Raw genomic sequence first — 17,215 nt, 5'->3', positions numbered from 1 at the left:
GACGTCGTCGTCACCGGCGAACCGGGGGATGGTTGCCGGATGTGCGACGATCATATACGATTTCGGATACGACGCAAGAGTGAGGGAGCTCGAATGGATGAGATGACGGATGCCGCCTCTCCGGGTACACCGGAATCGCCGGCCGATCCTCGCTTCGCCGCCCTCCCCGGCCGGCCCGGGAAGATCGTCGCCGTCCACCTCAGCTACGCGTCACGTGCCGATCAGCGCGGACGCCGGCCGGAGCATCCGTCGTACTTCCTGAAGCCGTCGAGTTCCGTCGCGGCCTCGGGAAGCACCATCGAGCGGCCCGCCGGCACCGAGCTGCTGGCATTCGAGGGCGAGATCGCGCTCGTGATCGGAGCGGCCGCCCGCCGCGTGTCGCTCGCTGACGCGTGGGATCACGTCGCATGGGTGACGGCCGCCGACGACTTCGGCCTGTACGACCTCCGTGCGAACGACAAGGGCTCCAACGTGCGGTCGAAGGGCGGCGATGGCTTCACCCCCCTCGGCCCGGCGCTCATCGACGCCCGGGCGGTGCACCCCGACTCGCTGCGCGTGCGGACATGGCTCAACGGCGAACTCGTCCAGGACGACACGTCGGCCGGCATGATCTTCCCGCTGTCGCAGCTCGTCGCCGACCTGTCGCAGCACTTCACGCTCGAGCCGGGCGACGTCATCCTCACGGGCACGCCCGCCGGCTCGTCGGTCGCCCAGCCGGGCGATGTGGTCGAGGTCGAGGTGGATGTGCCCGGTGGTCCCTCCTCCGGCCGGCTGGTGACCACGGTCGTCCCGGGCGAGCTCTCGTTCGACCGCGACCTCGGTTCGCTCCCCGCCGTCGACGACCTGCAGCGCACCGAGGCCTGGGGCTCGCGTGAGGCAGCCGGGCTGCCCGATGCGGAACCTGCCGAGCCGAATCCGGTCGCCGCGGCGAACCCGGTCGCTGAGCCTGTCGAAGCGTCCGACGGCCCTCCGACAGGCTCGGGGACCGACGCCGACGCAACGATCGCACCGCTGTCCCCCGCCCTCCGCGCCAAGCTCGAAGCCGTTCCCGTCGCGGGGCTCTCGGCGCAGCTGCGAAAGCGCGGGCTGAACAACGTGCACATCGACGGCGTGCGGCCGCTGCATCCGGAATCCCTCCCCGGCACGGCGAAACTGGTCGGCACGGCGCGCACGCTGCGCTTCGTGCCGAACCGCGAAGACCTGTTCGCCTCGCACGGCGGCGGTTACAACGCCCAGAAGCGCGTGTTCGACGCGGTCGGCGAGGGCGAGGTCGTCGTGATCGAGGCGCGCGGCGAGGCCGGGTCAGGCACGCTCGGCGACATCCTCGCGATCCGCGCGCACGCCCAGGGCGCCGCCGGGATCGTCACCGACGGAGGGGTTCGGGATGCCGCGGCCGTCGCCGCCGTCGGCATCCCGGTGTACTCGTCCGGCGCTCACCCCGCCGTCCTCGGCCGCAGGCACGTCCCGTGGGACGCCGACCTGACCATCGCGTGCGGCGGCACCACCGTGCAGCCCGGCGACGTCATCGTGGGCGACGCCGACGGGGTCGTCGTGATCCCGCCCGCGATCGTGGAGGAGATCGTCGATGCCGCGCTCGCGCAGGAGGACGAGGACGCGTGGATCGCCGAACGCGTCGCGGAGGGGCATCCCGTCGATGGACTCTTCCCGATGAACGCCGCATGGCGGGCACGGTTCGAGGCGGAGCACGCCGCGAGCGCGGCAGATTCCGGCGAGCGCGGGGCGCCGCAGACGCAGCGGTCGCAGGAAACGGCAGCGCTCGAGGGCGGGGAGCTCGCACGATGACCACCGAGACGGCCACGACGTTCAGCAAGTCGCAGCTCGCGTACCGCTGGATCAAGGAGCGCATCGCCAATCAGGAGTTCACCCCCGGCTACCGGCTCGTGCTGGGCAGCATCGCGGGCGAGCTCGACATGAGCGTCGTGCCGGTGCGCGAGGCGATCCGCCAGCTCGAGGCCGAAGGACTCGTGACCTTCGAGCGCAACGTGGGCGCGCGGGTGTCGATGGTCGACGACTCGGCCTATCGCTTCAGCATGCAGGCGCTCTCGGTCCTCGAGGGCACCGCGACCGCGCTGGCCGCCCGCCGGCTCACGCCCGACGACCTCCGCGCAGCGCGCCGCATCAACGAGCTCATGATCGAGACGCTCGAGCACTTCGATCCGCGCGCCTTCACCGCGCTCAACCACGAGTTCCACTCCACCCTGTACGCCAAGTGCGCGAACCCGCGGCTGCTCGAACTCGTGAACGGCGAGTGGGGCCGCCTCGGCCATCTGCGCGACTCGACGTTCAGCTTCGTGCCCGGCCGGGCGGCGGAGTCGGTCCGCGAGCACGAGAACATCGTGCAGCTGATCGAGGTCGGCGCCCCACTCGGCGAGATCGAGAAGGTGGCCCGCCGTCACCGCTCGGCCACGCTCGACGCCTACCTGATCCACGAGCACCCCGACGAGTCCTTGGGGCTGCCGGCCTTCTGATGACGGATGCCGCGGCCGCCGGCATCCACTCCCCCGACGTTCACACCACAGACCTCCGACGAAGGAGCGACACATGACCGACACCGACACCTCGCTGGCCACGCGGCACGTGCCCGACGGGCTGCCCACGCGCATCCAGCACTACATCGACGGCGAGTTCGTGGACTCGGCGGACGGCGACACGTTCGACGTGCTCGATCCCGTCACGAACGAGACCTACGTCCAGGCTGCGGCCGGCAAGAAGGCCGACATCGACCGGGCGGTGGCCGCCGCACGGCGGGCATTCACCGAGGGCCCGTGGCCGCGGATGCTGCCGCGGGAGCGCTCGCGGGTGCTGCACCGCATCGCCGACATCGTCGAGTCGCGCGACGCCCGGCTGGCCGAGCTCGAGTCCTTCGACTCAGGGCTGCCGATCACGCAGGCCCTCGGGCAGGCGCGCCGCGCCGCCGAGAACTTCCGGTTCTTCGCCGACCTGATCGTCGCGCAGGCCGACGACGCCTACAAGGTGCCCGGCCGCCAGATGAACTACGTCAACCGCAAGCCGATCGGCGTGGCCGGGCTCATCACGCCGTGGAACACGCCGTTCATGCTGGAGTCTTGGAAGCTCGGCCCGGCCCTCGCGACCGGCAACACGGTCGTGCTCAAGCCCGCCGAGTTCACCCCGCTGTCGGCGTCGCTGTGGGCCGGCATCTTCGAGGAGGCCGGGCTGCCGCAGGGCGTGTTCAACCTCGTCAACGGACTGGGCGAGGATGCCGGCGACGCTCTGGTGAAGCATCCCGATGTGCCGCTCATCTCGTTCACGGGCGAGAGCCGCACCGGCCAGCTCATCTTCGGCAACGCCGCGCCGTTCCTGAAGGGCCTGTCGATGGAGCTCGGCGGCAAGTCCCCCGCCGTCGTCTTCGCCGACGCCGACCTCGAGGCGGCGATCGACGCCACGATCTTCGGCGTCTTCTCGCTCAACGGCGAGCGCTGCACCGCGGGCTCGCGCATCCTCGTCGAGCGGGCGATCTACGACGAGTTCGTCGCGCGGTATGCCGCGCAGGCCGACCGGGTGGTCGTGGGCTACCCGCACGACCCGAGTACGGAGGTCGGCGCGCTCGTGCACCCCGAGCACTACGACAAGGTGATGAGCTACATCGAGATCGGCAAGGGCGAGGCGCGCCTCGTCGCCGGCGGCGGTCGCCCCGACGGGTTCGACGCGGGCAACTTCGTTCGCCCCACGGTGTTCGCCGACGTCGCGCCCGACGCCCGCATCTTCCAGGAGGAGATCTTCGGCCCCGTCGTCGCGATCACGCCGTTCGACTCCGACGAAGAGGCGCTGCAGCTCGCGAACGGCGTGAAGTACGGCCTCGCCGCCTACGTGTGGACGAACGACCTCAAGCGCGCCCACAACTTCTCGCAGGCGATCGAGGCGGGGATGGTGTGGCTGAACTCGAACAACGTCCGCGACCTCCGCACCCCGTTCGGCGGCGTCAAGGCGTCCGGCCTCGGTCACGAGGGCGGCTACCGCTCGATCGACTTCTACACCGACCAGCAGGCCGTGCACATCACGCTCGGCCCGGCGCACAACCCGACCTTCGGCAAGGCCGCCGCCCACGAGCCGAACGACCTCGACGATCCCGACCCGCGCTGACGTTTCGTCTCGGTCGCTTCGCTCCCTCGCTCAACGACCGCGATCTCGGTCGTTGAGCGAGCGAGGGACGAGCGAGACGAAACGCCCCGACCATCCGAGCAACGCAAGGACGCGACATGACCCACCGTGACGACATGACCCTCACCTCCTCCGGCTTCTTCGTGAGCCAGGAGGCCCCCATTCACACCGAGAACCCGGTGCCGACGCCGGCGAGCCCGGCCCCCGACATCCTGCGCTGCGCCTACATGGAGCTCGTCGTGACCGATCTCGCGGCGTCGCGGACGTTCTACGTCGACGTGCTGGGCCTCTACGTCACCGAGGAGGACGGCGACGCGATATACCTCCGTTCGACGGAGGAGTTCATCCACCACAACCTCGTGCTGCGCCAGGGCCCGGTGGCTGCCGTCGCCGCGTTCTCGTACCGCGTGCGCACCCCCGAAGACCTCGACAAGGCTGTCGCGTTCTACGAGGAGCTCGGGTGCCGCGTGGAGCGTCGCGCCGAGGGCTTCGTGAAGGGCATCGGCGACGCCGTGCGCGTCACCGATCCGCTCGGCTTCCCGTACGAGTTCTTCCACCAGACCGAGCACGTCGAGCGGCTGTCGTGGCGCTACGACCTGCACACGCCGGGCGAGCTGGTGCGACTGGACCATTTCAACCAGGTCACCCCCGATGTGCCGCGCGCCGTGAACTTCATGCAGTCGCTGGGCTTCCGGGTGACGGAGGACATCCAGGACGAGGAGGGCACGGTCTACGCCGCGTGGATGCGCCGCAAGCCCACGGTGCACGACACCGCGATGACCGGCGGGGACGGCCCGCGGATGCACCACGTCGCGTTCGCCACCCACGAGAAGCACAACATCCTCGCGATCTGCGACAAGCTCGGCGCTCTCCGGCGCTCCGACGCCATCGAGCGCGGTCCCGGGCGCCACGGCGTCTCGAACGCGTTCTACCTGTACCTGCGCGACCCCGACGGCCACCGCGTCGAGATCTACACGCAGGACTACTACACCGGCGACCCCGACAACCCCGTCGTCACGTGGGACGTCCACGACAACCAGCGCCGCGACTGGTGGGGAAACCCGGTGGTGCCGTCGTGGTACACCGAGGCATCCCTCGTGCTCGATCTCGACGGCAACCCGCAGCCCGTCGTGGCGCGCACCGACGCGTCCGAGATGGCGGTGACGATCGGCGCCGACGGCTTCTCGTACACCCGCCCCGACGACAAGGCCGAGGAGCTCCCCAGCTGGAAGCAGGGCGAGTACAAGCTCGGGCACCAGCTGTGACGCGTTTCGTCTCTCTTCGCTCACCCAGCGACCGAGAACCCGGTCGTCGAGCGAGCGAGGAACGAGCGAGACGAAACGCCCCGAGCCCACAAGACACGACAGGAGAGATGGGATGCTGTCACCCAGCGACATCGAGCAGCTCGCGGCCGAGCTGGCCGAGGCCGACCGCACGCACGGCGTGATCCCGCGCATCACGGCGCGGTACCCCGACGCGACGGTCGAGGACTCGTACGCGATCCAGGGGGTGTGGCGCGACACCATGCTCGCCTCGGGCCGCCGGCTCGTCGGGCGCAAGATCGGGCTGACGTCCAAGGCGATGCAGCAGGCGACCGGCATCAGCGAGCCGGACTACGGCGTGATGTTCGACGACACCGTCTATCGGTCGGGCGCCGAGATCCCCGTCGAGAAGTTCTCCAACGTGCGGATCGAGGTGGAGCTCGCGTTCGTACTCAAGACGCCGCTGGAGGGCCCCGACTGCACACTCGAAGACGCCCTCGCGGCGATCGACTACGCGGTCCCCGCTCTCGAGGTGCTCAATTCGCATATCGAGCTCGAGGGCCGCACCATCGTCGACACGATCGCCGACAACGCGGCGTACGGTGCGATGGTGCTCGGCGACGTGCACAGGCGTCCGGACGAGATCGACCTGCGCTGGGTGCCCGGCGTGCTGAGCCGTAACGGCGAGATCGAAGAGACGGGCGTCGCGGCGGGGGTGCTCGGCCACCCGGCCACGGGTGTCGCGTGGCTCGCGAACAAGTTCCACCAGCACGGCGCCCGGCTCGAGGCGGGCGAGATCATCCTCGCCGGCTCGTTCACCCGCCCCGTGTGGATGACCCGGGGCGATAGCGTCAGGTGCGACTACGGACCCATGGGAGTGATCGAATGCCGCTTCGTCTGACCCCGACGTTCCGCACCGCGCTGTCCGAGGCATCCCGTCCCCTCGCGGGAATGTGGATCTGCACCGGCTCGCCACTTGTCGCCGAGATCTGCGCGGGCTCGGGGCTGGACTGGGTGCTCATCGACATGGAGCACTCCCCCAACGGCCTGGAGTCGGTGCTCGCGCAGCTGCAGGCGGTCGCCGCCTTACCGGTGACGCCGGTGGTGCGCGTGCCGATCGGCGACGTCGTGACGATCAAGCAGGTGCTGGATCTCGGAGCCCAGAACCTGCTCGTGCCGATGGTGTCGTCGAGAGCGGATGCCGAGGCCGCCGTCGCCGCTGTCCGCTATCCGCCGCGGGGCACGAGGGGCGTGGGTTCGGCCCTCGCGAGGTCGGCGCGGTGGAACCGCGTCGACGGGTACCTCACCGACGCCGACGCGCACGTGTCGCTGTTCGTGCAGATCGAGACGGCGGCGGGCGTCGACGCGGCGGCGGACATCGCCGCGGTCGACGGGGTGGACGGCGTTTTCGTCGGGCCGTCGGACCTGGCGGCATCCATGGGGGTCCTCGGTCAGCAGACGCACCCGGATGTCGTGGCCGCCGTCCTGCAGACTTTCGACGCCGTGCGCGCCGCGGGCAAGCCGGTCGGCGTGAACGCGTTCGATCCGGCCACGGCCGACCAGTACCTCCACGCCGGCGCCGCCTTCGTCCTCGTCGGCGCCGACGTCGCGCTGCTGGCCCGCGGATCCGAAGCCCTCGCGGCGCGCTGGGTCGCGGCATCCGACGACGACCGCCCCTCGTACTGACCCTGGCACGACCGCTGCAGATTCCTGCGAGCGCTGCTGTCTGGGCGGGCGCGGTCGCAGGGACCAGCAGCGCTCGAGGCTGCGGTGGGCGCCGGCCGCGGCATCCGGTCGTTTCTCTCGTGTCGACGGAACATGGCACAGTGAACGCATGAAGAAGTGGGTCGTGCGCTTCGCGTCGCTGCTCGTGTTCAACGTCCTGGTGCTGCTCGTCGTCGGCTGGCTCACGCCCGCGCGCGTGGGCTGGGCGGCACTCTGGGCCGGCATCGTGCTGACGGCGCTCGTGATCTGGATCAAGCCGCTCGTCGAGAAGTGGTTCCGCTCGATGGCGGCCAAGTCCGCCGGGCAGCGCACGAGGGCCGGCGAGAAGCTCGTGGAGTTCTTCCTCGCCTTCGCCGTCGCCCTGCTGGTGTGGATCGCCACCGTGCTGTTCACCGGCGTCTCGATCGGCGGCGGCATCTTCGGCGCGTTCTGGGGCTGGGTGCTGCCCCCGGTCTTCCTCCTCATCGGCTGGGCGATCTACGGCGCGATCGACGACAAGGTCGAAGGCCACGCCGGCACGCTCTACGACAGGGCGACGGGGACGAAGACGGTGACGGATGCCGCGACCTCGGCACCCGCATCCACGAGCGCTCGCGACACCTCTCCCGGCGCCGCGGCGCCCGCAGCCGGCCGCCGCCAGCGCGACGACGGCCTCACCGACGAGCAGCGCCGCATGCTCGATGAGCTCGGAAACGGCTGATTCGGCAGAAGCTGTCGATCGGCGACGGCGGAGATCGTCATAGGGGTGTCGTGATCCCACCAGAAAGGACGACGCCATGCGGTACGCACTGCTCCTGCACTACCCCGAGATGACCCCTGAGGACCTCGGTCCCGAAGCGCTGGCCGAAGGCATGCGCGAGTTCGACGAGTACGCCAAAGCGCTTGACGAGGCCGGCGTGCTGATCTCGGCCGAGGTGCTCCAGCCCTCCGCGGTCACCACCACCGTGACCGCCGCCGACGGCTCGCTCCGCGTGCAGGACGGACCCTTCGCCGACACCAAGGAACAGCTCGGCGGCACCTTCGTCATCGAGGTCCCCGACCTCGACGCCGCGATCGAATGGGCCGGTAAGGCACCGTCGGCCGGCTGGGGCGCCGTCGAAGTGCGTCCGAGCGCGACGCACTTCGCCGACGGGGCCTGGACGACCTTCGCCCGCTGATGCCCACCGCCGAGGACGCCCGCGCGGTGGCAGAACGCGCCGCGCGGGCGTCGTACGGCCGCCTCCTGTCGATCGTCGCCGCTCAGACGAGCGACGTCGCCCTCGCCGAGGACGCGCTCGCCGACGCGTTCGAGCGCGCGCTGCGCACGTGGCCGGATGCCGGCATCCCCGCCAATCCCGAAGGGTGGTTCGTCACCGTGGCACGCAACCGTCTGCGCGATGCGTGGGGCTCCGCCGTGCATCGCAGCGGTGTGCCCCTCGACGAGGGGATCGCCGCCGTGCGTGCCGACGACCGTGCCGTCGATGCGCTGAGCGCCCTCGTGCAGAGCGAGGCGATCCCCGACAAGCGGCTGGAGCTGCTGTTCGCCTGCGCGCACCCGGCGATCGACCCGGCCATACGCACGCCGCTGATGCTGCAGTCCGTGCTCGGCTTCGATGCGGCCGAGATCGCTGAGGCGTTCGGTGTCGAGCCCGCGACCATGGCGCAGCGGCTGGTGCGGGCGAAGCGGAGGATCCGCGATGCCGGCATCCCGTTCCGCATCCCGAACCGCGCCGACATGCCGGCCCGGCTGCCCGCGGTGCTCGAGGCGATCTACGGCGCGTACGCCATCGGCTGGCTGGACCAGGGTGACGAGCCACGGGAGTCGCTCGCCGACGAGGCGCGCTGGCTCGCCGTGCTCACGGCGACGCTCCTCGACGACGAGCCGGAGGCATGGGGACTGGCGGCGCTTCTCACGTACGCCCAGTCACGGGCGCCCGCGCGAGCCGAGGCGCCCTGGCCGCCGCTCGATCTGCAGGACCCGACGCTCTGGGACCGCGCGCTCATCGCCGAGGCCGCCGCGCTGCTGCGCCGCGCCTCCGCCCTGGGTCGCCCGCTCGGCCGCTTCCAGCTCGAGGCGGCGATCCAGGCGGTGCACTGCGACCGCGCCCGCACCGGCGAGCTCGACGTCGAGGCGCTCGTGAAGCTCTACCGCGGCCTCGTCGCGATCGCGCCGACCGACGGCGCACGGGCTGCCCTGGCCGCCGCCGAGGCGCGCGCCGGGGGTGGAACGGAGACGGGGTAGCGCCGCATGAGTAAACCAGTTGACTCAGCCTGAGTCAACTGGTTAACTCAGAGCGTGTCCGACCGGCTGACCTTCACCCTTCACGAGCTCCTCGCGGAGCTCGACGCCTTCGCTGACGCCGCTCTGCGGTCCGGCTACGGCGTCACCTTCAACCACTTCCAGTTCCTCGCCGTGCTGTACGACGCAGAACCCGCCGACATGACCACGCTCGCACACTGCCTCGGGGTCACCAAGGCCGCCGTCAGCAAGCGCGTCCCCGCCCTCGTCGACGACGGGTGGATCACCGCGCAGTCGCCGCCGGGGGCGGGCCGCAGCGTCCTGCTGTCGCTGACGCCCCGGGGAACCGAGCTCGTGCGCGACGCCGGCGCTGTGCTCGAGCGGGAGTTCGCCGCGATGCTCACCCACCCGGCACTCGGCGACGATCCGATCGACGTGCCCCGGCTGAACGCCCAGCTCGTCACCCTCACCGACTTCATCAAGAATCAGCCGTCGCCCCACGGGCGCCCGGCCCACTCAGAGGAGACCGTCGCATGAACGCCCCCCGCATCCTCGTGGTGATCGGCACGCCGCTCGCCGGCAGCCTCAATCACGCGCTCGCCCACTCGTACGCCGACGCGGCGCGCGCCGCCGGTGCCGAGGTGCGCCTCGTCGACCTCGCTCGCGACGCGGTGCCGGGCCACCCTGCGGAGCGCAACGACGTCCGCCTCCCCCGCACCGACTCGGACGTCCCCCTCGCCCCCGAGGTCGCCGCCTACGTCGACGACGTCGACTGGGCCGATCACCTGGTCTTCTTCTTCCCGCAGTGGTGGGGCTCCTACCCGGCAGCGCTCAAGACCTGGATCGACCGGGTCTTCCTGTCGGGCTTCGCCTACCGCTACCGCCCCGCGGGCCGGCTGTGGGACAAGCTGCTCACCGGCCGCAGCGCGCGCATCGTGATGACGATGGACTCCCCGAAGATCTGGAACGCCTGGGCCTACCGCAACGCCGCCATCCGTTCGCTGCGCAACGCGACGCTGGAGTTCTGCGGCATCCGCGTGCGCGGCGTCACGCGGCTCGCAGAGGTGCGCCACCGCAGCGACGCCGACCGCGAGCGCTGGACCAGCGGCATGGCATCTCTCGGAGCGACGGATGCCGGAGCCGTCGTGGCCCGCCCCCGGGACGAGCTCGTCCCGGCCTGATCCTCGCTGCCTCCCGCACGGAGGCGGCAGGTGGCGCGGCATCCCCCTCGGGAGCGTCCCGCCACCTGCCGCCTCGACAGGGATGGATGCGTCAGCCGGCGGCGCGCTCGGCGGCTTCGACGACGTTCGTCATGAGCAGGGCCACCGTCATCGGGCCCACCCCGCCGGGGTTGGGCGACAGGTAGCCGGCGACCTCGGCCACCTCGGGATGCACGTCGCCGAACACCTTGGACTTGCCCGTCTCGGGGTCCTCCTCGCGCGTGACGCCGACGTCGAGCACGGCGGCGCCCGGCTTGACGTCCTCGGCGCGCACGATGTGCTTGACGCCCGCGGCCGCCACGATGACGTCCGCCTGGCGCAGGTGATGCGAGAGGTCGGTCGTGCCGGTGTGGGTCAGCGTCACCGTCGCGTTGATCTCGCGGCGGGTCAGCAGCAGCCCGATGGAACGGCCGATCGTGACGCCGCGGCCCACGACCACGACATCCTTGCCCTTGAGGTCGTAGTCGTTGCGCAGCAGCAGCTCGATCACGCCGCGCGGCGTGCAGGGCAGCGGCGTTGTGATCGGTCCGTTGACGTTGAGCACGAGCCGGCCGAGATTGGTCGGATGCAGTCCGTCGGCGTCCTTCGCCGGGTCGATGCGCTCGAGGATGGCGTCGGTGTCGATGTGCTTCGGCAGCGGCAGCTGCACGATGTAGCCGTGGCACTCGGGGTCGGCGTTGAGCTCGTCGATCAGGGCCTCGACCTCGGCCTGCGTGGCGTCGGCCGGCAGCTCGCGCTGGATGGAGTTCATGCCGATGGCCTCGGACTCGCGGTGCTTCATGCCGACATACAGCTGCGAGGCCGGGTCGGCGCCCACCAGCACCGTCGCGATGCCGGGCACCACGCCCCGCTCCGCGAGAGCTGCGACGCGTTCCCGCAGCTCCTCCTTGATGGCGGCCGCGGCCGCGCGGCCGTCGAGCTTCTGCGCGGTCACTGCTGGAGCCCCGGGTAGAGCGGGAAGGCGGCGGTCAGCGCGGCCACGCGGGTGCGCAGCGCCTCGACGTCAGCGCCCGGAAGGAGGGCCAGGGCGATCACGTCGGCCACCTCGGTGAACTCGGCGTCGCCGAAGCCACGGGTGGCGAGAGCCGGCGTGCCGATGCGCAGGCCCGAGGTGACCATGGGCGGCCGCGGGTCGTTCGGCACCGCGTTGCGGTTGACGGTGATGTGGATCTCGTGGAGCAGGTCCTCCGCCTGCTTGCCGTCGATCACGGCGTTGCGGAGGTCGACCAGCACCAGGTGCACGTCGGTGCCGCCCGAGCGCACGGAGATGCCGGCATCCTTCACGTCCTGCTGCGACAGCCGCTCGGCGATGATGTGAGCGCCGCGCAGCACGCGCTCCTGGCGCTCCTTGAACTCGGGCGTCGCGGCGAGCTTGAACGCGGTCGCCTTGGCGGCGATCACGTGCATGAGCGGGCCGCCCTGCTGGCCGGGGAACACCGCGGTGTTGAGTTTCTTGGCGAGGTCGGCGTCGTTGGTCAGGATGAAGCCCGAGCGGGGACCGCCGATGGTCTTGTGCACGGTCGACGAGACGACGTGGGCGTGCGGCACCGGGCTCGGGTGGAGGCCTGCGGCGACCAGGCCGGCGAAGTGCGCCATGTCGACCCAGAGGAGCGCACCCACCTCGTCGGCGATGGCGCGGAAGGCGGCGAAGTCGAGCTGACGCGGGTAGGCCGACCACCCCGCGATGATCACCTTCGGCTGGTGCTCGATGGCGAGACGGCGCACCTCGTCCATGTCGATGGTCGAGGTCTCGGGGTCGACGCCGTAGGCGACGATGTTGTACAGGCGCCCCGAGAAGTTGATCTTCATGCCGTGGGTGAGGTGACCGCCCTGGTCGAGCGAGAGCCCGAGCAGCGTGTCGCCGGGGCGCGCGATGGCGTGCAGCACGGCGGCGTTGGCGGTGGCGCCGGAGTGGGGCTGCACGTTGGCGAACTCGGCGCCGAACAGCGCCTTGGCACGCTGGATCGCGAGCTCTTCGGCGACGTCCACCTCTTCGCAGCCGCCGTAGTAGCGGCGGCCGGGGTAGCCCTCGGCGTACTTGTTGGTGAGCACCGAGCCCTGCGACTGCAGCACCGAGACCGGCACGAAGTTCTCGGAGGCGATCATCTCGAGGTAGCCGCGCTGGCGCTCGAGTTCGCGCTCGAGCACCTGGGCGATCTCGGGATCGACCTCGGACAGAGGGGCGTTGAAGAACTGATCGGTCATGCGATCTCCTTGACTGCGGCTTTCGAGGGTGCGGCACGGGGTGCCGGGAATCACATCGGCCCAGGCGTGCGGTCGAATGCCGTAGTCGGTCGCTCCCCGGTGGTGTCCCACCTCAACGCCAGTCGCGACATCCCGAGCATAACCGAACGCGACCGGCTAGGCTGGGTCCGATCTTTTGTTAGGACTCTTTACATGGACCGTCGACGAGGACGCATCGCCACCACGGCGATCCTCGCCGCCGCGCTGCTGGCCGGCTGCACTCCGGTCGCACAGAATGGAGACACTGTGTCGCTTCCTGCCGTCGTCCCCGCGCCCGCCTCGATCGAGGCCGGCTCCGGCGCGCCGTTCCGGCTCTCCGCCGCCACCACGGTGACAGGCGAGAGGGATGCCGCCGCCGCCCTGGCAGAGATCGTGGCGGCCCGCACGGGGCTGTCGCCGGCAGCGGGCGACGACTCGGCCGGCATCGAGCTGCGCATCGACCCTTCGGCCGGCTCGGGCAGCCGCGGAGCGGCGGAGTCGTACCGCATCAGCGTGGACGAGGCATCCGTCGTCGTCACCGGCGCTGATGCCGCCGGCCTGTTCTACGGCGTGCAGACCCTCGGACAGCTCATCGCCCGCGACGGCAGCGAGTGGACCGTGCCCGCAGTGACGATCGAAGACGCTCCGCGCTTCGCGTACCGCGGCGTCATGCTCGACGTCGCCCGCCACTTCCACCCGGTCGAGACCGTCAAGGGGTACATCGACCGCGCGGCCGCGCTGAAGTTCAACGCCCTGCACCTCCACCTCACCGACGACCAGGGCTGGCGCATCCAGCTCGACTCCCGCCCGGAGCTGACCGCTCGCGCCTCGGCCACCGCTGTCGGCGGTGATCCCGGCGGCTTCTACTCGAAGGCGGACTATCGCGAGATCGTCGATTACGCGGCATCCCGTCACATGATCGTGGTGCCCGAGCTCGACATGCCGGGCCACACCCACGCGGTCGGGCTCGCCTACCCGGAGCTCGCGGAGGACCCGACCATCAGTGACGAGATGCGCGAGAACATCCGCGACCACGGCGCCGAGGAGCCGCGGTCCGGCATGCCGTACGAGGGCACGGCGGTCGGCTTCTCGTCGCTGAAGACGCGCGACGAGGCGACGTACGACTTCGTCGCCGACGTGTTCGGCGAACTCGCCGCCATGACACCCGGGCCGTACCTGCACTTCGGCGGCGACGAGTCGCTCTCGACCGCGAGCGAGGACTTCGCCGCCTTCGTCACGCGGGCGAGCGACATCATCGCCGACCTCGGCAAGACGCCGGTCGCGTGGCATGAGGCGGGCGCCGCCGCGGGCGGCCTGGCCGACACCACGGTCGGACAGTACTGGGGCTTCCGCACTCCGCAGGACGGCGCGGGCGAGAAGGCGCGCGCGTTCGTCGACATCGGCGGCCAGCTGATCCTCTCCCCCGCCGACGCGGTCTACCTCGACATGAAGTATCCGCCGGCGAGCACCGACGTCGCCGTTCCCGAGCTGGGACTGACGTGGGCCAACGGTCCCACGAGTGTCGAGCGCGCCTACTCGTGGGAGCCCTCCGACATCGTCGGGGGCATCGACGACTCCGGGATCCTCGGCGTCGAGGCGCCGCTGTGGACGGAGACGATCCGCACGACGGCCGATATCGACGCGATGGCCTTCCCTCGCGCGGCAGCCGCGGCCGAGGCCGCCTGGTCGCCGGCGACCGGCGCGAGCGACCTGCGCACGTGGGCATCGTTCCGCGAGCGCGTCGGCGCGCTGGGACCGCTGTGGGGGAGCATGGGCATCGGGTTCCACCCGTCCGAGGAGATCCCGTGGGCCACCGAATGACCCGCAGCCGCACGCACGCCGCCCACTGACCGGGAGCAACCGCATGAGCACGCTCGTCCACGCCGTCCGTCTGCTCGGCTGCGCCTCGGTCGACGGCGATCGCCACGACGCCTGGGCGCTCTTCGACGGGGATCGGGTCGTGGCGGCCGGCGTCGGCGACGACCACCCCCGGGCTGACGAGACGGTGGACGGAGAGGGCGGATGCCTCGTCCCGGGCTTCGTCGACATCCACGGGCACGGCGGCGGAGGGGCGAGCTTCGACGACGGTCCGGACGCCATCGCGGCGGCCCGTGCCATTCACCGGGCGCACGGGACCACGCGCGCCGTCCTGTCGCTCATCACCGCGCCGATCGACGAGCTCGCGGCGCGCGTGGCCATGGTGGCCGACCTCTGCGACGCCGATCCCACCGTCCTGGGCTCGCACCTCGAGGGCCCGTTCCTCGACCCCGGGCACAAGGGCGCACACACCGAGTCGCTGCTGCGCGCGCCGGATGCGGCATCCGTCGATCGCCTGATCGAAGCGGGGCGCGGCACCATCCGCCAGGTCACCCTGGCGCCGGAACGACCGGGCGCGTTCGAGGCGATCCGGCGCTTCACCGACGCGGGCGTCGCCGTCGCCGTCGGTCACACCGACGCGGACGCCGCGACGACGCGCCGGGCCTTCGACGCCGGTGCGACCCTGCTGACGCACGCGTTCAACGCGATGCCCGGCATCCACCACCGCGCGCCGGGGCCGGTGGTCTCGGCTCTGCGCGACGACCGGGTCACGCTCGAGGTCATCGCCGACGGCGTGCATGTCGACCTCGAGCTGATCGCGACCCTGTTCGCGATCGCCGGCGACCGCATCGCCCTCATCACGGATGCGATGGCCGCCGCGGGAGCGGACGACGGCCGCTACGAGCTCGGCGGTCTCGCCGTGCGCGTCACCGACGGTGTCGCACGGCTCGTGGACGGCGGCGCGATCGCGGGCTCGACGCTGACTCAGGACGTCGCGCTGCGGCTCGTGGCCGAGGCCGGAGTGCCGCTCGGAGTCGTCGTCCACGCGCTCGGCGCGCAGCCCGCCCGTGCGATCGGCCGCCCCGACCTCGGAAGCCTGGACGTCGGCGCGCTCGCCGACGCCGTGCTCCTCGACGACGCCCTCGCGGTGCGCCGGGTCTGGGTCGGAGGACGCGACGCCTGACGGCCTCGCGCCTCCGTGGGAGTCCGCGTGATCCCACGCCACACGAGGGAGGCGGCGACAGCGCCGCCTTCGTCGTGCCTTCCCAGAACGCCCATGGTGCGCGCACAGTGAAGGCGGGGCCGAAGGTCCCTCCCCCGAGATACCTTCGAGCCCCGCCAAACCCGCTACTGCGCCAAGCGCCTCACGGTCGGGCGGCCGCCGTGTGCCCCACACATGGGCGGCCAGCCACTCTGACCAGAGAGACCGCGGGGACCCCGGTCTATTACGCGAGTCGGCGAGAATTTCTCAGACGGATTCCGTGAGCGCTCTCGCGGGCACGAGCGCCGGGTGCCGAGCACGGGGCGCGGCAGGCCGCCGCGCTGCCGCGGCGCGTTCGGCGCACCGGCAGCCGGCGATCGCCGACCACTGGTCAAATCGCGCAGCGAAGACGACAATGGAACGAATCGCGCCGCGAATCGCGCCGCGAACCCGGGAATGCGCGTCGATCGCGCGCGCCCTCGGAGCTGGGGGTGGCATGGATCACGAGGAAGTGCGCGAGCACGACCCCGACGTCGCCGCAGACACCGACTTGGTGGTGCGGACGCGGTCGGGTGACACCGCCGCGTTCGGCGAGCTGTGGCGACGCCACTACCGCGCCGGCATGACCGTGGCCCGCAACATCACCTCGAGCCTGGATGCCGACGACCTCGTACAAGAGGCGTACACGCGCATCTACCACTCCATCGTCAACGGCGGCGGCCCGACCGGCTCGTTCCGGGCGTACCTGTTCACCAGCATCCGCAACACCGCCGCAGCCTGGGGACGCGCTCGACGGGAGACACCGTACGACGAGCTCGACGGCGTCGAGGACCCGTCGGCCGCCGCGCACGAGAGCGAGGCGGCGCTGGACCGCAGCCTCACGCATCAGGCGTTCCGAAGCCTGCCCACCCGCTGGCAGGAGGTGCTCTGGTACTCCGAGATCGAGCGGATGAAGCCGGCAGAGATCGCACCGCTCCTGGGGATGAAGCCCACGGCTGTCGCACAGCTCACTTTCCGGGCGCGCGAGGGATTGCGCGAAGCCTGGATCCAGGCGCACCTTCGGTCGGTGGCGGACGGGTCGGAGTGCCAGTGGACGATCGAGCGTCTCGGCGCCTACGCTCGCCATAACCTCGGCCGCCGTGACCACGCGAAGCTCGAACGCCATCTCGCGGGCTGCGTGCGCTGTTCCATCGTGGCGAGCGAGGCCAAGGAGGTGTCGAGCCGGCTGGCGCTGGTGCTGCTGCCCCTCGCCCTCGGCGCAGCCGGCACGGCCGGCTACCTGGCGAGCGTGCAGGGCGGCGGCGCGCCGCTGGTCGCGCTGGCGTCGATGCCGTCCGCCGTCGTGCAGGGTGCAGCGACGGGAAGCCCGGTGGCGACGACAGGGGCAGCCGGGTCGGCAACCGTCGCC

16 protein-coding genes and 1 riboswitch are annotated in these 17,215 nt (G+C 71.1%); of the genes, 14 read left to right on the top strand and 2 right to left on the bottom strand.

Annotation, left to right across the window (positions count from 1 at the left end):
• Positions 1-102: 102 nt before the first annotated feature.
• The 11 genes from ACI3KY_RS07570 to ACI3KY_RS07520 all read left to right on the top strand — a co-directional run bounded on the left by ACI3KY_RS07570 (position 103) and on the right by ACI3KY_RS07520 (position 10,526).
• Positions 103-1,803 carry a fumarylacetoacetate hydrolase family protein gene (locus tag ACI3KY_RS07570; protein ID WP_404929617.1) on the top strand — a complete coding sequence of 567 codons (1,701 nt, stop codon included), beginning with the start codon at positions 103-105 and terminating at the stop codon, positions 1,801-1,803.
• On the top strand, positions 1,800-2,489 hold the full coding sequence (locus ACI3KY_RS07565; RefSeq protein WP_404929568.1) for a GntR family transcriptional regulator: 690 nt from the start codon (positions 1,800-1,802) through the stop codon (positions 2,487-2,489). Before ACI3KY_RS07570 ends, ACI3KY_RS07565 begins: the two co-directional genes overlap by 4 nt.
• A gap of 73 nt (positions 2,490-2,562) precedes the next feature.
• Positions 2,563-4,122 (top strand): 5-carboxymethyl-2-hydroxymuconate semialdehyde dehydrogenase, encoded by a 1,560-nt coding sequence (gene hpaE / locus ACI3KY_RS07560; RefSeq protein WP_404929567.1) that lies wholly within the window; start codon positions 2,563-2,565, stop codon positions 4,120-4,122.
• Between the two features lie 116 nt (positions 4,123-4,238).
• Positions 4,239-5,405 carry a 3,4-dihydroxyphenylacetate 2,3-dioxygenase gene (gene hpaD / locus ACI3KY_RS07555; RefSeq protein WP_404929566.1) on the top strand — a complete coding sequence of 389 codons (1,167 nt, stop codon included), beginning with the start codon at positions 4,239-4,241 and terminating at the stop codon, positions 5,403-5,405.
• Between the two features lie 112 nt (positions 5,406-5,517).
• On the top strand, positions 5,518-6,303 hold the full coding sequence (locus ACI3KY_RS07550; protein ID WP_404929565.1) for a 2-keto-4-pentenoate hydratase: 786 nt from the start codon (positions 5,518-5,520) through the stop codon (positions 6,301-6,303).
• A complete protein-coding gene (locus ACI3KY_RS07545) occupies positions 6,288-7,088 on the top strand; it encodes an aldolase/citrate lyase family protein (protein WP_404929564.1) in 801 nt (266 codons plus the stop codon). The genes ACI3KY_RS07550 and ACI3KY_RS07545 overlap by 16 nt, the downstream gene beginning before the upstream one ends.
• A 148-nt stretch (positions 7,089-7,236) precedes the next feature.
• The gene (locus tag ACI3KY_RS07540; RefSeq protein ID WP_404929563.1) at positions 7,237-7,827 is read left to right on the top strand and encodes a hypothetical protein; all 591 of its coding nucleotides are present in this window, start codon (positions 7,237-7,239) and stop codon (positions 7,825-7,827) included.
• A gap of 76 nt (positions 7,828-7,903) precedes the next feature.
• Positions 7,904-8,284, top strand: a complete 381-nt coding sequence (locus ACI3KY_RS07535) for a YciI family protein (RefSeq protein ID WP_404929562.1) — start codon at positions 7,904-7,906, stop codon at positions 8,282-8,284.
• Positions 8,284-9,348 (top strand): RNA polymerase sigma factor, encoded by a 1,065-nt coding sequence (locus ACI3KY_RS07530; protein WP_404929561.1) that lies wholly within the window; start codon positions 8,284-8,286, stop codon positions 9,346-9,348. The genes ACI3KY_RS07535 and ACI3KY_RS07530 overlap by 1 nt, the downstream gene beginning before the upstream one ends.
• Positions 9,349-9,402: 54 nt before the next feature.
• Positions 9,403-9,882 carry a MarR family winged helix-turn-helix transcriptional regulator gene (locus ACI3KY_RS07525; protein ID WP_404929560.1) on the top strand — a complete coding sequence of 160 codons (480 nt, stop codon included), beginning with the start codon at positions 9,403-9,405 and terminating at the stop codon, positions 9,880-9,882.
• Positions 9,879-10,526: an NAD(P)H-dependent oxidoreductase gene (locus ACI3KY_RS07520; protein WP_404929559.1), complete on the top strand. Its 648-nt coding sequence runs from the start codon at positions 9,879-9,881 to the stop codon at positions 10,524-10,526. Before ACI3KY_RS07525 ends, ACI3KY_RS07520 begins: the two co-directional genes overlap by 4 nt.
• 91 nt (positions 10,527-10,617) lie before the next feature.
• Here the strand turns inward: ACI3KY_RS07520 and ACI3KY_RS07515 are convergent, their stop codons facing one another.
• Both ACI3KY_RS07515 and glyA read right to left on the bottom strand, forming a co-directional pair.
• A complete protein-coding gene (locus tag ACI3KY_RS07515; protein ID WP_404929558.1) occupies positions 10,618-11,499 on the bottom strand; it encodes a bifunctional methylenetetrahydrofolate dehydrogenase/methenyltetrahydrofolate cyclohydrolase in 882 nt (293 codons plus the stop codon).
• Positions 11,496-12,770 (bottom strand): serine hydroxymethyltransferase, encoded by a 1,275-nt coding sequence (gene glyA, locus ACI3KY_RS07510; RefSeq protein WP_404929557.1) that lies wholly within the window; start codon positions 12,768-12,770, stop codon positions 11,496-11,498. The genes ACI3KY_RS07515 and glyA overlap by 4 nt, the downstream gene beginning before the upstream one ends.
• Before the next feature lie 51 nt (positions 12,771-12,821).
• A riboswitch (ZMP/ZTP riboswitch) is annotated at positions 12,822-12,906 on the bottom strand.
• Positions 12,907-13,055: 149 nt separating this feature from the next.
• On the opposite strand from glyA, the gene ACI3KY_RS07505 reads away from it, so the two are divergent.
• The 3 genes from ACI3KY_RS07505 to ACI3KY_RS07495 all read left to right on the top strand — a co-directional run.
• Positions 13,056-14,609, top strand: a complete 1,554-nt coding sequence (locus ACI3KY_RS07505; RefSeq protein WP_404929616.1) for a beta-N-acetylhexosaminidase — start codon at positions 13,056-13,058, stop codon at positions 14,607-14,609.
• 43 nt (positions 14,610-14,652) lie between these two features.
• A complete protein-coding gene (gene nagA / locus ACI3KY_RS07500; RefSeq protein ID WP_404929556.1) occupies positions 14,653-15,789 on the top strand; it encodes an N-acetylglucosamine-6-phosphate deacetylase in 1,137 nt (378 codons plus the stop codon).
• Positions 15,790-16,303: 514 nt separating this feature from the next.
• On the top strand, positions 16,304-17,215 hold a 912-nt coding region (locus tag ACI3KY_RS07495; protein ID WP_404929555.1), incomplete at its 3' end, for a sigma-70 family RNA polymerase sigma factor.

Source organism: Microbacterium sp. ZW T2_14, assembly GCF_044987405.1.
GTDB lineage: Bacteria > Actinomycetota > Actinomycetes > Actinomycetales > Microbacteriaceae > Microbacterium.
Note: the sequence above shows the minus strand (reverse complement) of the source record. Positions and strands in the feature narration are given on the sequence as shown.

Bases quoted from the DNA above. Each gene is read 5' to 3' on its own strand.
- ACI3KY_RS07570 (WP_404929617.1), top strand. From the start codon at position 103: ATGACGGATGCCGCCTCTCCGGGTACACCGGAATCGCCGGCCGATCCT.
- ACI3KY_RS07565 (WP_404929568.1), top strand. From the start codon at position 1,800: ATGACCACCGAGACGGCCACGACGTTCAGCAAGTCGCAGCTCGCGTAC.
- hpaE (WP_404929567.1), top strand. From the start codon at position 2,563: ATGACCGACACCGACACCTCGCTGGCCACGCGGCACGTGCCCGACGGG.
- hpaD (WP_404929566.1), top strand. From the start codon at position 4,239: ATGACCCACCGTGACGACATGACCCTCACCTCCTCCGGCTTCTTCGTG.
- ACI3KY_RS07550 (WP_404929565.1), top strand. From the start codon at position 5,518: ATGCTGTCACCCAGCGACATCGAGCAGCTCGCGGCCGAGCTGGCCGAG.
- ACI3KY_RS07545 (WP_404929564.1), top strand. From the start codon at position 6,288: ATGCCGCTTCGTCTGACCCCGACGTTCCGCACCGCGCTGTCCGAGGCA.
- ACI3KY_RS07540 (WP_404929563.1), top strand. From the start codon at position 7,237: ATGAAGAAGTGGGTCGTGCGCTTCGCGTCGCTGCTCGTGTTCAACGTC.
- ACI3KY_RS07535 (WP_404929562.1), top strand. From the start codon at position 7,904: ATGCGGTACGCACTGCTCCTGCACTACCCCGAGATGACCCCTGAGGAC.
- ACI3KY_RS07530 (WP_404929561.1), top strand. From the start codon at position 8,284: ATGCCCACCGCCGAGGACGCCCGCGCGGTGGCAGAACGCGCCGCGCGG.
- ACI3KY_RS07520 (WP_404929559.1), top strand. From the start codon at position 9,879: ATGAACGCCCCCCGCATCCTCGTGGTGATCGGCACGCCGCTCGCCGGC.
- glyA (WP_404929557.1), bottom strand. From the start codon at position 12,770: ATGACCGATCAGTTCTTCAACGCCCCTCTGTCCGAGGTCGATCCCGAG.
- nagA (WP_404929556.1), top strand. From the start codon at position 14,653: ATGAGCACGCTCGTCCACGCCGTCCGTCTGCTCGGCTGCGCCTCGGTC.